The sequence below is a fragment of the Acidisoma silvae genome (assembly GCF_020618775.1).
In the GTDB taxonomy this organism is placed as follows: Bacteria; Pseudomonadota; Alphaproteobacteria; order Acetobacterales; family Acetobacteraceae; genus Acidisoma; species Acidisoma silvae.
The window spans coordinates 43,319-62,480 of the sequence record NZ_JAESVB010000012.1 but is presented as its reverse complement, the minus strand read 5'-3'; the positions used below and the strand labels follow the sequence as shown (position 1 = coordinate 62,480).

Here is a 19,162-nt window from a genome sequence, read left to right as displayed (position 1 = left end):
TCAGCCTTCGGCGGCAGCTTTGATGAGGGCCGCCAGGTCGCGCGGGTCCGGCCGATCGGACAGCAGCAGGTCCAGCGTCCAGGGGCAGTCATCGGGCAGAGTCGGTGTCTGCCCTCGCGGCGCTTCCGCGCGGACGGCATAGACGGCATCTTTCCAGAGTTCCGGCAGATCGATGCGCTGGCGCATGGATGGCGAGAAGCCACGGCGCGCACCGGTCAAGAAAGCAGCCGTCTCAATGCGCCAATGACCAGCCGGCTCGGCGTCCGGCGATCGCGAGAGCCTCAGTAGGTGCACCATGGCCTGGGTCAACAGGCTGCGGCAGGCCTGGAGTTCTGAGAGGCCCACGTCTTCGATCTCCTCGATCACATGCGCCCAGTCCGGTGCCTCGTTCACCTGTTCGCCGCGCGAAATGCGGCGCAGCAGATCGGCCTGATGCTCGCCCCAGGCCAGGACATCGCTGTCATAGAGATGATCCGGCATGTCTCTCCCTCCCCCCCAACGTCATGCCCGCGAAAGCGGGCATCTTCTTATCGCGGCGCCTGAGCCAGAAGATCCCCGCTTTCGCGGGGATGACGTCGCTTCACTGAGACTTTAAACTGCGGGCTCGCCCTGAATGGGGGCGAGGCCCAGCTTTTCCATCAGTACCGTCACCTCAGCCGTCGCGGCTTCCGCCGCTTCCACATCGGTGCCCTTGCTGACGATGGCGACGCCATGGCCGGCTTCGCGCGCGAAGGGATAGCTGCCGACATCGAGCTGCGGATAGCGTTTCTGCACCGCTTCCAGGTCGGCGGCGATGATGCCTTCCAGCAGGCCGAGCGCATAGACGGCGCGGGAGATGATGGGCGGACCGCCTTCCAGCGTCGGCGCCAGCGCATCGAACATGGCCTGCATGATGCGCGGCACGCCGGCCATGACATGGACATTGCCGATGGTGAAGCCGGGCGCGGTCGAGACCAAATTCGGGATCAGCGTCGAACCGCGCGGCATCGTCGCCATGCGCTGGCGGGCGGCGTTGAATTCACCCGCCGGGTAGCGCGCATTCATCAGCGCGAAGGCTTCGGCATGGATTTCCCACGGCACGCCGAAGGCGGCGGAGATGCATTCGGCGGTGATATCGTCATGCGTCGGCCCGATGCCGCCCGTCGTGAAGACATGGTCGTAACGCGCCCGCACCTCGTTCACCGTGCCGATGATGGTTTCCGGCACGTCCGGAATGACACGCACCTCACGCAGCGGAATGCCGATCTGGCCCAGCCGGCGGGCAAGGAAATTGATATTGATGTCCTGCGTGCGGCCCGAGAGGATTTCATTGCCGATCACGAGCAGGCAGGCGGTCGGATTGGTCATCGGCTTGGGCCCCTTGGCAGAATCGCAGCGCAACGAGGAAAGCTTACAGCAGGTCCCGCAGCAAGGGCAGCAACGGTTTATCCGCCGGCAGCATCTGATAGTCCATCATCTCGTCCGGGGTGACCCAGCGGAGGAGCTGCCCTTCCCTGGCGACGGGATGCCCCTGCCAGCGCCGGCACAGGAAGAGCGGCATCAGCAGGTGGAATTTGGGATAGCTGTGGGAGGCGAAGACGAAGGGTGCCAGGCAGCTGCGCGCGACATCGACGCCCAACTCCTCCCGCAATTCCCGGATCAGCGCTTCCTCGGGGCTTTCCCCCGGCTCCAGCTTGCCGCCGGGAAACTCCCACAGGCCCGCCATGGCGCGGCCTTCCGGCCGGCGGGCGATGAGTACGCGGCCCTGGCCGTCGATCAGCACGCAGGCCGCGACCAGGACCAGCGGCAGGCCAGGCGGCGCAGCTGCCGCCGCGAGACTGTCAGCCACTGGCGTCGACTGGGTCGGTGCAGGGGCCAGGTCAGCCCGCGCCGCCTCGAAACGCAGCACGCTATGGGAACCGTTGCCCCGCGACAGGAAGGTCTCCGCGCCCCGGCCGATTTCCCGAAAACCGATGGCGCGCAGAACGGCGGTGGAGGCCGGATTGTCGATGGCGACCGTCGCTTCCACGGAATCAAGGTCGAGATTGGCCAGCGCCCAGCGCAGCACGCGGCCCGTTGCCTCCCGCGCCACGCCATGACCCCAGAAGCGGCGTCCCACCCAATAGCCGATGGTCGCGCGCCGCTGGCCGGGCAGCAAGGTAAGCCCGACGGCACCGACCAGCTTTTCCCGCCCGTCTTCCTGCCCGGTGACGGCGAAATGATAGGCCCGGCCGTCCAGCCGCTGCGACACCGAATCGGCGATGAACTGATCGGCGATCAGACGCGGATAAGGAAAGGGCACGGCCTGCAGCATGCGGCAGACCTCCCAGTCATTGAGCAGGCGATGAAGCTGCTCGGCATCGTCAGGCGTGACGGCCCTGAGCGTCAGGCGTTCGGTGGTAAGCCGAACCTCCGACGCTGGAGGGGCATCAGCTTCGGTAACTGCCATTGATGTCGATATATCCATGGGTCAGATCGCAGGTCCAGACAGTGGCTTCCCCGTTGCCGAGGCCGATATCGACCGCGATCTCAACCTCCCGCCCCTTCATATGGGCGACGACCGGAGCCTCGTCATACCCTGCAACAACGGTGCCGTTGCGGGCCATCCAGGTACCGCCGACACCGACCGCCAGACGGTCACGGTCCGCCGGCTGGCCGGATTTGCCGACCGCCATGACGATGCGGCCCCAATTGGCGTCCTCGCCGGCAATCGCCGTCTTCACCAGCGGCGAATTGGCGATGGCAAAGGCGATGGCGCGGGCCGAGCGCTTGCTGACCGCGCCGGTGACGTCGATCTTGATCAGTTTCTGCGCGCCCTCGCCGTCCCGCGCCACCTGAAGGGCGAGGTCCAGCATCACTTCATCCAGCGCGCGGCGGAAGTCGCGCAGCATGGAGCCGCCCGTCGCCGGCACTTTCGGATTGCCGGCAGCCCCGGTCGCGAAAAGCAGCACGGTGTCGGAGGTCGAGGTATCGCTGTCGACGGTCACCGCATTGAAGCTGGGGCCGACGCCCTTGGACAACAAAGATTGCAGCGCCTCTGCCGGGATGGCGGCGTCGGTGGCGATGAAGCACAGCATCGTCGCCATATCTGGCGCGATCATGCCGCTGCCCTTGGCGATGCCGTTGATGGTGACCGTGGTGCCGCCGATGACGGCGGTGCGGGTCGCCCCTTTCGGGAAAGTATCCGTCGTCATGATGGCGCGGGCGGCGGCTTCCCAGCCGTCTTCCACCAGCACCTCATGCAAAGCCGGCAGGGCATCGGTGATGCGCTCGGCCGGCAGAACCTCACCGATCACGCCGGTCGAGGCCAGAAAAACCTGCTTGGCCGGGCAGCCGGCCAGCTCGGCGGCGGCTTTCGCCGTCGCCTTCACCGTGGCCACGCCGGCCTTGCCGGTGAAGACATTGGCATTGCCGGCATTGACGACCAAAGCCTGCGCGCGGCCGCCGTCCAGCGCCGCGCGGCACCAGTCGATCGGCGCACCCGGACAGGTATTCTGGGTGAAGACGCCGGCAACGGTGGTGCCGCGAGGAAAGACCATCATCATGAGGTCCGTCCGCCCCTGGTAGCGAATACCGGCGGCGGCCGAGCCCAGGCGAACGCCTGCGATCGGACCCATGTCCGGCAGCGGAACCGCCAGCGGAGAGACGCTCGTGATGCTGGCCATGGCGCTTAGTTCCCGCTGGCGGGAGCAGCGGCGGCAGGCGCGGCGCCAGCCGCCGGGGCGCCGGCTGCCGGCAACGGCGAACCGTCAGGCGCGAATTCCTTCACCGTGACGGCGGCGCGGGCCTGCGCCAGCAGCTTATGGATGCCGTCCTGGATCAGCTGGTTGCGGATCTTGTCCTGCACATCGGCCAGAGTCGGCGCCGGGTCGGTGCGATGGCCCAGAACCTGGATGACGTGATAGCCGAACTGGCTATGCACTGGGGTCTGGCTGATCTGGTTGTCCTTCATGGCGAAGGCGGCATCGGCGAAGGCCGGCACCATGTCGGTCTTCTTGAACCAGCCGAGATCGCCGCCGTTCACGCTGCCCGGATCGGTGGAATACTTCTTGGCCAGATCGGCGAAGTTCTTGCCGCCGTCCTTGTCGAGCTGCTTGATGATGTCCTCGGCCTGCGCCTCGGTCGCCACCAGGATATGGCGGGCATGGACTTCCTCGACGCCCGGCTTGTTGGCGTAGTCCTTGTCATAGACCGCCTTGACGGCGTCCGGCGTGATATCCGGGCCGATGGCCTTGCGGATCAGCGCGCCTTGCAGAACCTGATCGGTGCCGACCTCGATCTGGCGCTTCACGGCCGGATCATTCAGCATGCCGTCCTTGCGCGCCTGGATCGCCATCGCCTTCTGGTCGACCAGCTGGTCCAGCAGGATCGGGTAAAGCTGCTCGGGCGACATGCTCTGTAGCTGCTGCGGCAGGTTGCGGCTCATGTCCTGCATATCGGACAGATAGATATCGGTGCCGTCCACGGTCGCGATGACCGGGTTCTTCTGGGCGGCGCCGGCCGGGGCGGCCGCAGGGGCCGTGCTGGTCTGCGCCTGGGCGGCGAGCGGAAAAGCCAGGGCCGTGCTGGCCAGGACTGCAAGCATCAAACGAGAAAGGCGCATAAAAACCTCTAATCCGGCGGGGGTGCCAAGGGCGGCGGAGAATGGCCGATGCGGCGCCGGACGACAAGGCGGCCATCTTGCCGGAACATGACAAAGCCATGCGTTGACCCGATTTAGCGGGAGTCCTATCACTTGCTCCCCTCCAGGCTATCGCGGCCCGGTTCACCAGGGCATTCCGCCAGCCGGCGGCCGGCATCTGCGCCCGGCCAACTGACCCAAGGTTATCATGTTCGGATCTCTCGCCCGCGCCATTTTCGGAAACAGCAACGACCGCACGCTGAAAGGCTATCGGCGGATCGTGCCCCAGGTCAACGCCCTGGAGCCCCAGATCGCGGCCCTGACGGACGAGGCGCTGCGCGCCAAGACGGCTGAGTTCAAGGGCCACCTGGACGGTGGCGAGGGCCTGGACAATATCATGGCGGAAGCCTTCGCCGTGGTGCGCGAGGCCGCCAAGCGCGTCCTCGGCATGCGGCATTTCGACGTCCAGCTGGTCGGCGGCCTGGTTCTGCATAACGGCCGCATCGCCGAAATGAAGACCGGCGAGGGCAAGACCCTGGTCGGCACCCTGCCCGTCTATCTGAACGCCCTGGCGGGGCGCGGCGTGCATGTCGTGACGGTGAACGACTACCTGGCCCGCCGCGACGCCGAGACCATGGGCGAGCTTTACGCCTTCCTGGGCCTGTCCACCGGCATCATCGTCCATGGCATGGAAGACAGCCAGCGCCGCGCTGCCTATGCCTGCGACATCACCTACGGCACCAACAACGAATTCGGCTTTGACTATCTGCGTGACAATATGAAGTACCGCCTGGAAGACATGGTCCAGCGCGACTTCCACTATGCGATCGTCGACGAGGTCGACAGCATCCTGATCGATGAGGCGCGCACGCCGCTGATCATCTCCGGCCCGGCCGAGGACAGTTCCGACCTCTACCGGCAGGTGGATGAGGTCGTGAAGATCCTCGTGCTGGACCCCGAGACCTTCGAGAAGGATGAGAAGCAGAAGGCCGTCACGATGACGGAATTCGGCTCCGAGAAGGTGGAGGAGATGCTGCGCGAAGCTGCCGTCCTCGAGGACGGCAATCTGTATGACGCCTTCAATATCTCGATCCTGCATCATGCCCAGCAGAGCCTGCGCGCCCATACCCTGTTTACCCGCGACGTCGACTACATCACGCGCGACGACAAGGTCATCATTATCGACGAGTTCACCGGCCGCATGATGGAAGGCCGCCGCTATTCGGAAGGCCTGCATCAGGCGCTGGAAGCGAAGGAACACGTCACCATCCAGCCTGAGAACCAGACGCTGGCCTCCATCACCTTCCAGAACTACTTCCGTCTCTACCCGAAGCTGGCCGGCATGACCGGCACGGCGATGACGGAAGCCGACGAATTCGAGGAAATCTACAAGCTCTCGACCGTCGAGATCCCGACCAACGTGCCCGTCTCGCGTCTGGACGAGAATGACGAGGTCTATCGCTCGGCGGCCGAGAAATACGACGCGCTCGCCAAGCTGATCGGCGAGACGCGCGCCAAGGGCCAGCCCGTCCTGGTCGGCACCACCAGCATCGAGAAAAGCGAAATCCTCAGCGAATTGCTGAACCGCGCCGGCGTGCCTCATGCGGTGCTGAACGCGCGCTTCCACGAGCAGGAAGCGACCATCATCTCCCAGGCCGGGGCGCCGGGCGCCGTGACCATCGCGACCAACATGGCCGGTCGCGGCACGGACATTAAGCTCGGCGGCAATATCGACATGCGCCGCCGCCTGGAACTGTCCACTATCGCCGATCCGGCCGAATATGCGCAGCGCGACGCGGCGCTGATCGCGGAAGTTGCCCAAGCGCATGACGCGGTGGTCGCCGCCGGCGGCCTGTTCGTCATCGGCACCGAGCGGCATGAAAGCCGCCGCATCGACAACCAGCTGCGCGGCCGCTCCGGCCGTCAGGGCGACCCCGGGCATTCGCGCTTCTTCCTGAGCCTGGAAGACGACCTGATGCGCATCTTCGGCTCGGACCGGATGGGCGGCATGCTACAGCGGCTTGGCCTGAAGGAGGGTGAGGCCATCACCCATCCCTGGATCAACCGGGCGCTGGAAAAGGCCCAGAAGAAGGTCGAGGCGCGGAATTTCGATATCCGCAAGAACCTCCTGAAATACGACGACGTCATGAACGACCAGCGGCGCGAGGTTTATGCGCAGCGCCGCGAATTCATGATGCTGGAAGACGTCTCCGAGGTTGTGGGCCAGATGCGGAACGAGATCATCAACGAACTCGTCTCCCGCCGCATTCCCGAAAAGGCTTTTGCCGAACAATGGCAGACCGCCGAACTGGCCGAGGATATCGAGCGCCTGCTCGGCCTGTCGCTGCCGATCGAGGACTGGGGCCGCGAGGAAGGCATTGACGAAAGCCATATCCGTGAGCGGATCGAGGAAGCCGGCAATGCCCTGATGGCCGGGAAAGCCGCCAATTTCGGCCCCGAACTGATGCGCATGGTGGAAAAGTCGCTGCTGTTGCAGACGCTGGATCAGGTCTGGAAGGAGCATCTGCTCAATCTGGATCATATGCGCCAGGGCATCGGGCTTCGTGCCTATGGCCAGCTGGACCCCTTGCGCGAATACAAGTCGGAAGCCTTCGCGCTGTTCGGCGCGATGCTGGAAGACCTCAAGGATCGCGTGACGGCCACCCTGTGCCGGGTCGACTTCACCCAGTCCGCAGAACCGCCGCCGCCGCCCGGCGTGATGTTCGAGAACAATCCCGAGCAGCTTCTGAACCAGAGTTTCGGCACCGATATGGGTCTGGGCGTCATGTTGGACGCCCAGCCGGCCGTACAGGCCGGGATGGAGGCCACCTCTCTGGCGGAACTGCCGGCCGATTGGCGCGAGACGCCGCGCAATGCGCCTTGCCCCTGCGGCTCGGGCAAGAAGTTCAAGCAATGCCACGGCCGGCTGGCCTGATCTGAAAAAGGGGAGCAACTGCTCCCCTTTTTCGTTTCTGCCGCAGGATAGGCTGACAGCGCCAATCCGGCAGTCCTGGCCAGCATTCCAGGGCCTAGGCCATTTGCACAGCGGACCTGGCCGGCCCGCACTACCTTCGAGCTTGACCCATCAGGCTTTCGGCGATCCGTTCAGGACATAACCCAAACAGACGTACGTCCTCCCTACGCCTATTGGCTGGGTTTTGGATCCTGTCCGCCTCAGTCTATGTCTTTGCTGCCGGCTGCCCTTGGCCGAAAGACCGTTTTGATGCCGGCGGGCCAAATCTGCCGCCGCAACCCGGTTGGGGGTTCCCCTGAACCCGCCGGTGGGCGGCGTGACGCCTAGACGCCTGTTGATGTTTTCGCCCGGCGGGGCTTGAGTTTTTGAACGGTAAGTTGGTTCTGTATGTTTGTTGAGATCGGTATCGCAACCTTGGGTCGGCCTGGCGTGCTCAGCGCCGCGCTGGACCATCTGCTGAACCAGACGCGGCTGCCGGACCGCATCATCATCTGCGCCGGCCGACCGGACGAAGACGTCGATCAAGCGCATCTCGACACCATTCGCGCGCGGGTGCCGGTGACGGTCGTCCAGGGCACAAGCCGCGGATCCTCCGCGCAGCGCAACGCGATCATCGAGCACTCGGACGAGTCCGATATCCTGCTGTTCCTGGACGACGATTTCTTTCCGGCGAATAGCTTCATCAGCCGCCTGCACGATCTGTTTGCGGCGAGGCCGACGCTTGTTGTCGCAACCGGCCTTGTTCTGGCCGACGGCGCGACAGGCCCGGGCATCGAACCGCCGGATGCGCTGACGACACTGATGCAGATCACGCCTGAGGTTGATCAGAACCGCCAAGTCATGCCGATCTATAACGGCTATGGCTGCAACATGGCTGTGCGCGCCGACCTCGTTCGCAAGCACGGCGTAAAGTTCGACGAGGCCCTGCCGCTCTACAGCTGGCTTGAGGACGTGGACTTCAGCCGCCAGCTCAGCGGCTTTGGCGAGATCGTGCAGGCCCATGGCCTGCTCGGCGTTCATCTTGGCATCAAGCGCGGCCGCGTCTCCGGCCAGCGCTTCGGCTATGCCCAGATCGCCAATCCCATCTATCTGGCCCGCAAGGGCACCATGGCGCCGCGCCGCGCCTATAGCCAGATGACGCGCAATATACTGCGCAACTTCGCCGGTGCGTTTTTTCCGGAGCCCTGGGTCGATCGTCGCGGAAGAGTGATCGGCAACACGCGCGCGTTTTTTGATCTTATTCGTGGACGGCTCAAACCTGCCAATATTATAACCATGAGCTGATGAAATTTTGAGGCGCCATCGCGGCACCTTCAAAATTGTTGGATATGCATTCGCTACAGTCGCTTCCTGTCAAATAGACGAGCGCACATAATTAGTCGAAGTCGAAGGGGAGTAACGGCAATTCCTAGCGACGCAACATTATCAACGCCATCGCTGAGACCCAGGCGCTCAGTGACAGCTGATCGATCAACTTTAGCGACACGCGCGGCCAGCGCCTATCTGCCTGAGGTTGACGCCCTGCGCTGTCTCGCGATGCTTGCCGTCATTGCCATCCATAGCGGGCTTTTTCCTTTCGGTTGGACAGGCGTCTGGCTGTTTTTCGTCATTTCCGGATTTGCGGTCACAAGCTCGCTTTTTTCGGCCAAGCACGCGCAACACTCGGTCACGCGGCGCATCGTCAATTTCTTTGCCCGCCGCGCCTTTCGGATATGGCCGATCTATTTCGGCTATATTGCGGTATCTGCAATCTTTATTCTGGCTTTCAGGACGCCGGGCGATCTGGCTGAAGTTCCCTGGCTGCTGACCTTCACGCAGAACATCAAGATGATCATCGAAAGCTACGCACCCGGCACAGTCTGGGGCGGCTTCGCCCATCTTTGGACCCTGTCGGACGAACAGCAATTCTACGTCGTCTTTCCCTTTGTGCTTCTGCTGCCCAATCGGCGCCTGCGCACCATCGCCCTGGTCGGCGTCATCCTTCTGGCGCCGGTCATTCGTTACGCCGTCGCGTCATGGAGCCTGGACCAGCATTATGACGCCCTACACGCGGCCTTTGCCGTCTATGCTTTCGGCCCCGGCCATTTCGATGCTTTCGCCGCCGGCAGCCTGATCGCGCTTTATCGCCAGGAAATTGCCGCCAATATCCGCTACGCGCAGGTCGCGGCGGTGGTGGCCCTGGCCATATCCGTCGCCTATGTCCTGACCTATGTGCTGGTGAATATCAGATTGTCCGGCCATGTTTCCGTCAGTGATACACGGAACGTTCTGTCGGGCGTCCTGTTCGGGCAGGGGCGGCAGATTTGGGTCTACTACGTCCCGACCAGCCTGGGCGTCGCCTTGCTAATGGGCATCCTGGTCAGAAACAGCGCCCTGCTGCGCATCTGCAATCTGCCGGGGCTACAGGCCATCGGACGCATCTCCTACGGCGGCTATCTTTATCACGTGCCGGTGCTGATGATCCTGGGCGCGCTCGTCCCCGCACTATCCCCGCCCATTACCGGCGCGTCCTCCTATCTCGCGCATATCCTGCTGTTCTTCGCGACCGCTGCCTTGACCGTCTTTGCCGCTTCGCTGTCCTACCAATACCTGGAACAGCCCTTCAACCGCTTCGCGCAGCGCCGCATGGGCTGACGATCCGATCTTTTTTTTGCGGCGGCCGTCACATCCGGGGCGGCTGCCGCGTCTTGGGACTGAACCCTTGAAAGGAACAGTCTCATGCAACCCCGTCTGGACTATTTCGCCGCCGCCCCTGAGGTCATGCGCGCCATGCGCGGCCTGGAACAGGCCGTGGTCACTTCCGGCCTTGAGCACAGCCTGATCGAACTGGTGAAGACCCGCGCGTCCCAGATCAACGGCTGCGCCTATTGCATCGACATGCATACGCGCGACGCGATGAAGGCGGGCGAGACCCCGGCCCGGCTGTTTCTGCTCGACGCCTGGCGCGAAGCGCCGCTTTATACGCCGCGTGAGCGCGCAGCCCTGGCCTGGACGGAAGCGCTGACGCTGATTGCCCAAACCCATGCGCCGGATGCGGATTATGCGGCGCTCACCGAACAGTTTTCGGAAGCAGATATGGTGAAGCTCACGATGCTGATCGCCGCCATCAACGCCTGGAACCGGATCGCCATCGGCTTCCGCTCCGTCCCCGCCGGCCGGTGACGACGTGACTGCGATGTCCGAGGCCGCAACCCATGCCGATGCCGCCGAAACGTTCCAGGCCGTGCGGCCGGCGCTGATCGGCCTCGGCTATCGCATGACGGGGTCTTGGGCGACGGCCGAGGATATCGCCCAGGACGTCTATCTGCGCTGGCAGGCGGCAGACCGTGCCACCATCGCCCTGCCCCGCGCCTGGCTGATGAAGGCGGCCGGCCGCCTTGCGCTCGATCATCTCAAATCGGCGCGGGTGCGGCGGGAGGATTATGTCGGCCCCTGGCTGCCCGAACCTGCGCTGGACAGCGAAGACCCGCCGCAGGAAGCCGCCTGGGCGCGGACGGAGACCCTATCCCTCGCCTTCATGCTGACTTTGGAACGCCTGTCGCCGCCCGAACGCGCCATCTTCATTCTGCATGACCTGTTCGACACGCCCTTCGACGAACTCGCCGGGCTGCTGGACCGGACGGATGCCGCCTGCCGGCAGATCGCCGTGCGGGCCCGCGCGAAACTGGAGGGCCACAGGCCCCCGCACCCGGTACCACCGGCGGAAAGCGACAGGCTGACGCGCGCTTTCTTTGCCGCCACCCAAACGGGCGACGAGGCGGGCTTGCGGCGCCTGCTGACCAGCGATGTGGTGCTGCATACCGATGGTGGCGGCATCCGCCCGGCCGCGCTCAACCTCATCCATGGCGGCGACAAGGCCGCGCGGATGTTCGCGTCCCTGGCGCGCAAACGCGCCGGCGCCGAACGGTCTCTGATCCATACCGGGCTGATCAATGGCGAACCGGGCTATGTGACACGGGAGCCGGACGGACTGCCCCAGGCAACCGTGCTGACGATCACCGAGGGGCAGATCAGTGCCGTCTATATTATCCGCAATCCCGCAAAGCTGGGTGCGATTGCGAGTCAGCTTGGCCTCAATCTCTGAGACCACACCCCAGCCTTTCGGCCGCTTGCCCTTTAAAACGTATCAGGTTTTCACTGCAACGACGGCATTCCCGCGAAAGCGGGCATGACGGTTGGGGGCATTTCAACCCAACCCTGAAAGGCTCTAGGCGACCCGCTGCCTCCGTGCAGCCATCGCAACCAGCAGCGCCCGCACGCGCGCCACTTCCGCGCCTGTGACGCAGAGCGGCGCATAGGCGCGGGCTTCCCAGATCAGCGTCACATCCTGCCGCGCCTGACCGAAGAGCGGGTGCAGCGCCAAGGCCGCGCCGCCATTGGCGAAAGATGCGCGGTCCCCCGTGTCGAGATAGCTTTCGGTCGCGAGGCCTTCGGCGAAAATGACGGAATGGCGCGGCAGTTCGATATGGAAATAGGTGACCAAAGGCCAGTCCGTCTGGCGGATCGTGCTGCCATTGATCAGATGCTTGACCGGGATGAAGACCTCTTCCGCGAAAACGGCATGGTCGGGCGAGATAAACAGATCACGCGCCGGCTGACCGGCAGCGAAGGCGCCGGCCGTTACCCGCACCGGCCGGATGGCCGCAGGCCGATCGTGCCGCGCGCAGTCAACGGTGCGGCGACCGATCCAGGCAATCGGCTGAGCCGCGCCATCCAGGGTGAGAACGAGATCGCCTTCCGCCAGATCCTCGACGGCGACATCGCCGGACGGCGTCGCGATGCGCGTGCCCTGGGCAAAACAGGCAAAGGTCTGGTTGTCCGCAATCGTATTGCCGGTACTCGCGCCCGTGTCGATCGGAGCCCCGTGATTGGGAATGGGCTGCGTGCCTTCGGTGCCATAGCCGATGATGTTGTTGGTGATCGTCGTATTGCTTGTGGCGTCACCGAGCGTGATGCCGGGGCCATCATTGCCGCTGACGATATCGGCCGCCCGCACGCCGGCGCTGACCGTGCCGCCGATTGTGTTGTCATGCGCCTGACCGGAAATCAGGATGCCGCCGGCCCCGTTGGCCAGCGCATAGGTGCCCAGAACATCGGTGCCGATATCGCTGGAAAAGACCTGATTGTCATAAGCCTGCCCGGTTATTTCGACACCGTAATTGGCATTGCCCGAGAAGGTGTTTTCCGGAATGACGGATTGTTGGTCGCCGCCGATGATATTGTCATGGGCGGTGCCGTCGATTTCCAGCCCGTCATTGCCGTTGCCGCCGCCGGTCAGAAAGGCCTGACCGTTGGTTTGCAGTCCGACGATATTCGGATCGACCGTGACGCCCGAGGCATCGCCGCCGATTTCAATGCCGTCATTGACGTTACCGGACAGAACATTCGTTTGCAGCGTGTTGAAGCCGCCGGTCGAGGTGATCAGAATACCGTCATTGCCATTCGGGGCGGCGGCGCCAAAGGCGAAAAGGCCGCCGAAGGTATTGAAGCTGATGAAATGGCTGGCCGTGTCCGCAACTTCAATGCCGTTCTCGCCATTGCCGGCCGAGACATTCCCGAGCGGAATGACGCCGCCGACCTGCGTGACCGAGGAATCGCCGTCGACCAGAATGCCGTCACCCGCATTGCCCACGATCGTTGCGTTGTCAGCGCCGATGCCGAAGAAATTGGCCTGCACCGTCGTGTCGTCGGAATTGGTGATGTGCAGACCATTGCCGCCATTGCCGCTGACGACATTGTAATAGACGAAGGGATTCTCAAGCGCGGTGCAGCCGATGAGCGAATTATTGTCGGAATCGTCGATCGCGACACCGTCGCCGCCATTGCCGAGCGCCGCATTGCCGCTGGCCGTGGTGCCGACGTAATTGCCGCTGAGCACGTTGTTTTCGGAATTGTCGCTGATCAGAATGCCGTTACCGGTATTGCCCGAGACGAGATTGCCCAGCGGCGGCGTGACGAAAACCGGGGCAACCGTGCCCTTGTCACCGGTCGGGTCATTCACCGCACCCGTGCTGGTATCCGTATAGGCCGTGCCGCCGATCAGGTTATTGGTGGCGCCGTTGGTGATCAGAATGCCGTTTTCACCATTCGCAATCGCCGTGCTGCCGGTCGGGTCGGTGCCGATATAGTTATTGACCAGCGTATTGTCGGAACTGCCGTTGATCTGGACGCCGTTGCCGCCATTGCCGGATATGACATTAGACACGACGCCGGACGCGGCCGTGGGGTTGGAGCCGATCGTATTGCCTGATGACGTGGCAGCGATATTGATGCCGTCGCCGCTATTCGCCAGAACCGTGCCGCTGGTCGAAAGACCGACATAATCCCCGGCGATGGTCACGTCGCTGGACTCGATGGTGATGCCATTGCCCGCCGCACCGCCGACCGAGACGCCGAGCAGGGATGACCCGTTGGAGCCCGAAGCGAAGGTCAGACCGCTATTGCCGTTGAAATCGATGCCGACGATCGGCGCGCCGCCGGCCGTGGCGCCGGGCGCAGAGGTTGCATCGATCGTGACCGAAGACGTGATATCGGGCAGGTCGCTGTCCAGCGTGACGGTACCGCTGACCGAGAAGACGATGGTTGATGAACCGCCGGTCGCGCTATTGGCTTCCTCAATGGCTTCTCGGAGAGAGCCAGCACCGGAATCGTTTAAATTGGTGACGGTGATCGTGGCCATCTACCTGCTCCCGCTCTGTGCCGCTGTTCTACGAAGCCCTGGCCATACGCGAAGAGAGGCAGACTTCGTCACGGCTTAACAAAGACACTGACACGGTCATTGCGCAGTTTCAATGTCAGAAACTGGTTCAATAATCTCATATTTTCAGAGATCTAAGGGACTAGATCGATGGACAGACCGGGGGATGCTCATCGGTAGAAGCATCACTCGCGTCCGTCAGATTTTGATTGAAGCAGTCCCAACCGTCATGCCCACGAAAGTGGGCATCTTCTACGTCCCGACGCGGTGCCAAAGGCAGAGGATTCCCGCCTGCGCGGAAATGCCGTCGTTTATGTGAAAACCTGAAACGCTTTAGGCGCGGAAGCGGCAGCCCGGAAGCTCAGTCGCCGGTTCCGGGTTGCGGCGCGCCGTGCGGCGGTGCGGCACCACTATCCGTCTCTTTCTTTTTTGTGCCACGCAGCCATTCGTCGAACCGCTGCAGCACGATGAAGAAGGACGGCACAAACAGCACGGCCAGGCAGGTGGAGGCCGCCATGCCGCTGAAGACGGTGATGCCGATGGATTTTCGCGAGTTAGCGCCAGCGCCGGTTGCCATGATCAGCGGCACGACGCCGAGCATGAAGGCGAAGGAGGTCATCAAAATCGGACGGAAGCGCGCATGGGAGGCATCGCGCGCGGCGTCCAGAATGGACCTTCCGGCGATGCGATGCTCGCGCGCCACCTCCACGATCAGGATGGCGTTCTTGGCGGCCAGCGCGATCAGCAGCAGCAGACCGATCTGCACATAAAGGTTGTTGCCGACGCCCAGCAGCCCCAGCACCAGGCCCGGGCCGATCAGCGCCAGCGGCACCGCCAGCAGCACGGCCACCGGGCTGACCCAGCTTTCATACTGCCCGCAGAGCACGAGATAGACGAGGATGAGCGCGAAACCGAAGGCATAGATAATCTGCCCGCCGGCTGCCTTCTCCTGATAGGACATCGCCGTCCAGTCATAGCCCGTGCCGCGCGGCAGGTTATGCGCCGCCACCTGATCCATCAGATCCAGGGCCTGGCCAGAACTGAAGTTCGCCGCATTGCTGCCGATGATGGTGGCGGAAGGGTAAAGGTTATAGAGGCTGATCAGCGAAGGCCCGACCGTCGGCTTAATCTTTACCAGCGTGCCGACCGGGATCATCAGCCCGTCCGTGCTTTTCACATAGAGATTGTTGAGCTGGTCGATATTCAGGCGGAATTTCGAATCCGCCTGGGCATAGACCTGGAAGGTCAATCCGAATTCGTTGAACTGATTGACGAAGGTGGAACCGACATAGGAGGAGATGGTCGAGAAGACGTCACCGACATTCACATGCAGGCTTTCGGCCTTCACGCGGTCAACGACGACGTCATATTGCGGCACATCGGCGCGGAAGGACGTGGTGGCGCGGGCGATGCCGGTCTGGCCATTGGCCGCCGCCAAAACCGTGCGCGCGATATTCTGCAATTTGACGAAATCGCCGCTGCCGTCGCGCTGTTCCAGCATCATGGTGAAGCCGCTGGCATTGCCGATGCCCTGAATGGCGGGCGGCACCAGAACGTAGGTCATGGCCGACTGCACCGGGCCCAGCGCCTTGGTCAGATTCATATAGATCGAGCGCAGGTCTTCGCCCTTGCCGCGCTCACCCCAGGGTTTCAGCATGATGTAGTCGACGCCGGCATTGGCGAGCTGCGCGCTATTGTCGATGACCGAAATGCCGCCGATGCCGATGACCTGCTGCACGCCCGGCACTTTCTGGGCGATGTCGCCGATCTGCGTCAGCACCTGCTGCGTGCGGCCCAGGGCCGCCCCGTCCGGCAGCTGCGCGCCGACGATGACATAGCCCTGGTCTTCGATCGGCAGAAAGCCGGTCGGCAGGCGGGCGATGCCCCACAGCGCGCCGCCGATCAGGATCAACGCGACGATCACCGAAAGACCGGCATGTTTCGTCATGCGGGCGATGATGCCGCCATACCAGCGCGCCACGCCGTCATAACCACGGTTGAAGCCGCGGGCGAGGATATTGCGCTGCTCAGGCGGTCTCGGCACGCGCAGGAACAGGGCGCATTGCGTCGGCGTCAATGTCGCCGCGTTCATGGCCGAGATCAGGGCGGTGGCCGCGATGACCAGCGCGAACTGCGCATACATCTGCCCCGTCAGCCCCGGTGTCAGCGAGGCCGGAATGAAGACCGACATCAGCACCAGCGTGATACCGACGATGGGGCCGAACAATTCCTTCATCGCCTGGATGGCGGCTTCCTTGCGGCCGAGCCCATGCTCCAGTTGCTGGGCCGAGCCTTCCACCACGACGATACTGTCATCGACGACGATGCCAATGGACAGCACGATGGCGAAGAGCGTCGAGAGGTTGATGGTGAAGCCGAGCGCTGCCATCGCCGCGAAGGCGCCGATGACGGTGATGGGAATGGTCGTCGCCGGCACCAGCGTCGCGCGCCAATCCTGCAGAAAGACCAGAATGACGACGAGAACGAGGATGCCCGCCTCGATGAGCGTCTTATAGACCTCGTCCACCGAGGCGGTGACGAAGAGCGTCGTGTCGAAGGGAACGCTGTAGGTCAGGCCTTCCGGAAAGCTTTTGGCCAAGGTGGCCATGGTCTTCTTGACCTCGCTCGCCACCTGCAGGGCATTGGCACCCGGCTGCTGATAGATGGCGATGCCGGCAGAGGGTTTGTTATTGAGCGTGAAGGTCTGCGCGTAGTTCTGGGCGCCGAGTTCGATACGGGCGACGTCGCGCACGCGCGTCACCTGCCCGCCCGAGCCGCTGCCGGTCTTGAGCACGATATCGCCGAATTGCTGCGGCGTCGTCAGAAGGCCCTGGATATTGATCGTGTACTGAAATGCCTGCGTGCTGGGCGCGGGCGGTGACCCCGTCTGCCCCGCCGTCACCGCCTGGCTCTGGCTTTTCACGGCGTTGATGACGTCCGTCGGCGTCAGGCCGCGCGCCTTCAGCGCATTCGGATCCAGCCATAGCCGCATGGCATAGGAACCGGCCCCGAAGACCGCGACATTGCCGACGCCCGGCAGGCGCGCCAGAACGTTGGTGATATTGATGCCGGCATAGTTGCTCATATAGAGGCTGTCGTACTGACCGGTCGGCGAGGTCAGCGTCACGATTTGCAGAATGGACGTCGATTTCTGCTGCACGACGACGCCCTGCGCCTGCACCGAAGCGGGCAGCGAGGCGAGCGCGGCGGAGACGCGGTTCTGCACCAGCACCTGGGCGAAGTTCAGGTCGGTGCCGATCTTGAAGGTCACCGTCAGCGTATAGGAGCCGCTGCTGGTGGAGGAGGACTGCATGTACAGCATGTCCTGCACGCCGTTGACCTGCTGCTCGATCGGCAGGGCGACGGTATCCATCAGCGTCTCGGCGCTGGCACCGGGATAGCTTGTCGTCACCTGCACGGTGGGCGGCACGACATTGGGATATTGCGCGATCGGCAGGCCGACCATGGCGACGAGACCGACCAGCACCACGACGATGGAGAGGACGTTCGCGAGAACCGGCCTCTCGATGAAGAATTTTGACAACATGGGCGGGCGCCTACTGGGCGCTGTCTATGTCGGCAGGCGCGGTCAAAGGCGGGGCGGTTTGCGGCGCCACCTTCTCGCCGGGGATCGCGCGTTGCAGACCGTCGACGATGACTTTGTCCGTGGGCAGAAGACCCTTGTCGACTACGCGCAGCCCATCCACCAGCGTGCTGGTTGTCACGCTTTTCTGCTGCACCTCGTTCTGCGCATCGACGACGAGAACATAAGACCCCGCCTGATCCGAACCGATGGCGGTATCGGGCACCAGGATGGCATTGCTATCGACGCCGGCGGGCACCTGCACGCGCACGAACATGCCGGGCAGCAGGCTGAGATCGGTATTGGTCATCAGGGCACGCGCCGTCAGCGTGCCGGTATCGGCGTCGACCGTCGGCGCCACGTAATCCAGCTCACCGATATGCGGATAGCCGGTCTCGGTCTGCAGGCCGATGCCGATGGGAATATTGTGGACATCGGCAATCGTCTTGCCCATGGCCTTCAGCGCCGCACGGATGCGCTGCACCACCGGCTCGCTGAGCGAGAAATAGACATAGATCGGCTTGATCTGAACGATGGTCGCGAGTTTCGTTTTCTCACCACCCGCACCGACCATCTGGCCGACGGAGACGAGATGGGTGGAGACCTGGCCGTCATACGGCGCCTTCACCTGGGTATAGGAATAGTTGATGGCGGCGAGCTGGGTGCTGGCAATGGCATTGTCGACATCGGCCTGGGCCGCGTCCTGTTTCGCCTGGGCATTGTCGTAGTCGGCCTGCGAATTGACATTCTGCGTGCGCAACTGCGCCTGACGGGCGAATTGCTGCTGCGCCTGCACCAGGTTTGCCTGGGCGGCGGCCTGCTGCGCCTGCGCCTGCTGCAACTGGGCGTAATAGGGCGGCGGCTCGATCGTAAACAGCGTGCCGCCGCTTTTGACCATCGCACCGTCGGTGTAATTCTGGCTGTAGAGAAAGCCCTGGATACGAGCGACCAGATCAACCGAATTCAGGGCCACGACATTGCCTGTCGTCTCCAGATGGCGGCGCACGTCATGGACGAGCGGCACAGTGACCGAGACTTCGGGCGGCGGCGGCGCCACATAGGTATTGCTTTTCTTGCAGGCCGACAGCCCGACGATCAAAGCCAGCGCCGAAACCGCGACGCCCCGCTGAGCAACACCGTTTAACTTCATGAGTTTATAACGATCTCTTCTAGAAATGACGCAGGCCGTTATTGCGGTTCTAGAAGCTTTGCGCAGCCATCCGCAAGGCGGATTCACTGTCAGACCCTGCGGTTTCCTTGGGCTTCGCCGCTTAACTTCACGCTTTTGCCATAAGCAAAGGGGCGGTC

Annotated in this window: 13 protein-coding genes; 5 read left to right on the top strand and 8 right to left on the bottom strand. The window is 63.3% G+C overall.

Features of this window, described 5'->3' with window-relative positions; translation table 11 throughout:
• The 5 genes from ASILVAE211_RS19200 to ASILVAE211_RS19175 all read right to left on the bottom strand — a co-directional run bounded on the left by ASILVAE211_RS19200 (position 1) and on the right by ASILVAE211_RS19175 (position 4,582).
• Positions 1-480: a DUF29 domain-containing protein gene (locus ASILVAE211_RS19200; RefSeq protein WP_227322978.1), complete on the bottom strand. Its 480-nt coding sequence runs from the start codon at positions 478-480 to the stop codon at positions 1-3.
• 111 nt (positions 481-591) lie between these two features.
• A complete protein-coding gene (locus ASILVAE211_RS19195; protein WP_227322977.1) occupies positions 592-1,347 on the bottom strand; it encodes a competence/damage-inducible protein A in 756 nt (251 codons plus the stop codon).
• 43 nt (positions 1,348-1,390) lie between these two features.
• Complete coding sequence (mutT, locus tag ASILVAE211_RS26370) at positions 1,391-2,428, bottom strand: 8-oxo-dGTP diphosphatase MutT (protein WP_319799602.1); 1,038 nt, start codon at positions 2,426-2,428, stop codon at positions 1,391-1,393.
• The gene (gene argJ, locus ASILVAE211_RS19180; protein WP_227322976.1) at positions 2,409-3,644 is read right to left on the bottom strand and encodes a bifunctional glutamate N-acetyltransferase/amino-acid acetyltransferase ArgJ; all 1,236 of its coding nucleotides are present in this window, start codon (positions 3,642-3,644) and stop codon (positions 2,409-2,411) included. The genes mutT and argJ overlap by 20 nt, the downstream gene beginning before the upstream one ends.
• Positions 3,645-3,649: 5 nt before the next feature.
• Entirely contained in the window at positions 3,650-4,582 is a 933-nt protein-coding gene (locus ASILVAE211_RS19175) for a peptidylprolyl isomerase (RefSeq protein ID WP_227322975.1), read from the bottom strand.
• Positions 4,583-4,808: 226 nt separating this feature from the next.
• Between ASILVAE211_RS19175 and secA the strand changes: the two genes are divergently transcribed.
• The 5 genes from secA to ASILVAE211_RS19150 all read left to right on the top strand — a co-directional run bounded on the left by secA (position 4,809) and on the right by ASILVAE211_RS19150 (position 11,658).
• Positions 4,809-7,535, top strand: a complete 2,727-nt coding sequence (gene secA / locus ASILVAE211_RS19170) for a preprotein translocase subunit SecA (protein WP_227322974.1) — start codon at positions 4,809-4,811, stop codon at positions 7,533-7,535.
• 426 nt (positions 7,536-7,961) lie between these two features.
• A complete protein-coding gene (locus ASILVAE211_RS19165) occupies positions 7,962-8,858 on the top strand; it encodes a glycosyltransferase family 2 protein (protein ID WP_227322973.1) in 897 nt (298 codons plus the stop codon).
• A 171-nt stretch (positions 8,859-9,029) separates the two neighbouring features.
• The gene (locus tag ASILVAE211_RS19160) at positions 9,030-10,208 is read left to right on the top strand and encodes an acyltransferase family protein (protein ID WP_227322972.1); all 1,179 of its coding nucleotides are present in this window, start codon (positions 9,030-9,032) and stop codon (positions 10,206-10,208) included.
• 84 nt (positions 10,209-10,292) lie between these two features.
• Positions 10,293-10,736, top strand: coding sequence for a carboxymuconolactone decarboxylase family protein (locus ASILVAE211_RS19155; RefSeq protein WP_227322971.1), 444 nt, complete (start codon positions 10,293-10,295; stop codon positions 10,734-10,736).
• Between the two features lie 13 nt (positions 10,737-10,749).
• Positions 10,750-11,658, top strand: coding sequence for a sigma-70 family RNA polymerase sigma factor (locus ASILVAE211_RS19150; protein WP_227322970.1), 909 nt, complete (start codon positions 10,750-10,752; stop codon positions 11,656-11,658).
• A gap of 123 nt (positions 11,659-11,781) precedes the next feature.
• Here the strand turns inward: ASILVAE211_RS19150 and ASILVAE211_RS19145 are convergent, their stop codons facing one another.
• From ASILVAE211_RS19145 to ASILVAE211_RS19135, 3 genes are all read right to left on the bottom strand, one after another.
• Positions 11,782-14,253 carry a Hint domain-containing protein gene (locus ASILVAE211_RS19145; protein ID WP_227322969.1) on the bottom strand — a complete coding sequence of 824 codons (2,472 nt, stop codon included), beginning with the start codon at positions 14,251-14,253 and terminating at the stop codon, positions 11,782-11,784.
• Between the two features lie 379 nt (positions 14,254-14,632).
• Positions 14,633-17,818 (bottom strand): efflux RND transporter permease subunit, encoded by a 3,186-nt coding sequence (locus ASILVAE211_RS19140; RefSeq protein ID WP_227322968.1) that lies wholly within the window; start codon positions 17,816-17,818, stop codon positions 14,633-14,635.
• 10 nt (positions 17,819-17,828) lie between these two features.
• Complete coding sequence (locus ASILVAE211_RS19135; RefSeq protein WP_227322967.1) at positions 17,829-19,004, bottom strand: efflux RND transporter periplasmic adaptor subunit; 1,176 nt, start codon at positions 19,002-19,004, stop codon at positions 17,829-17,831.
• Positions 19,005-19,162 lie beyond the last annotated feature (158 nt).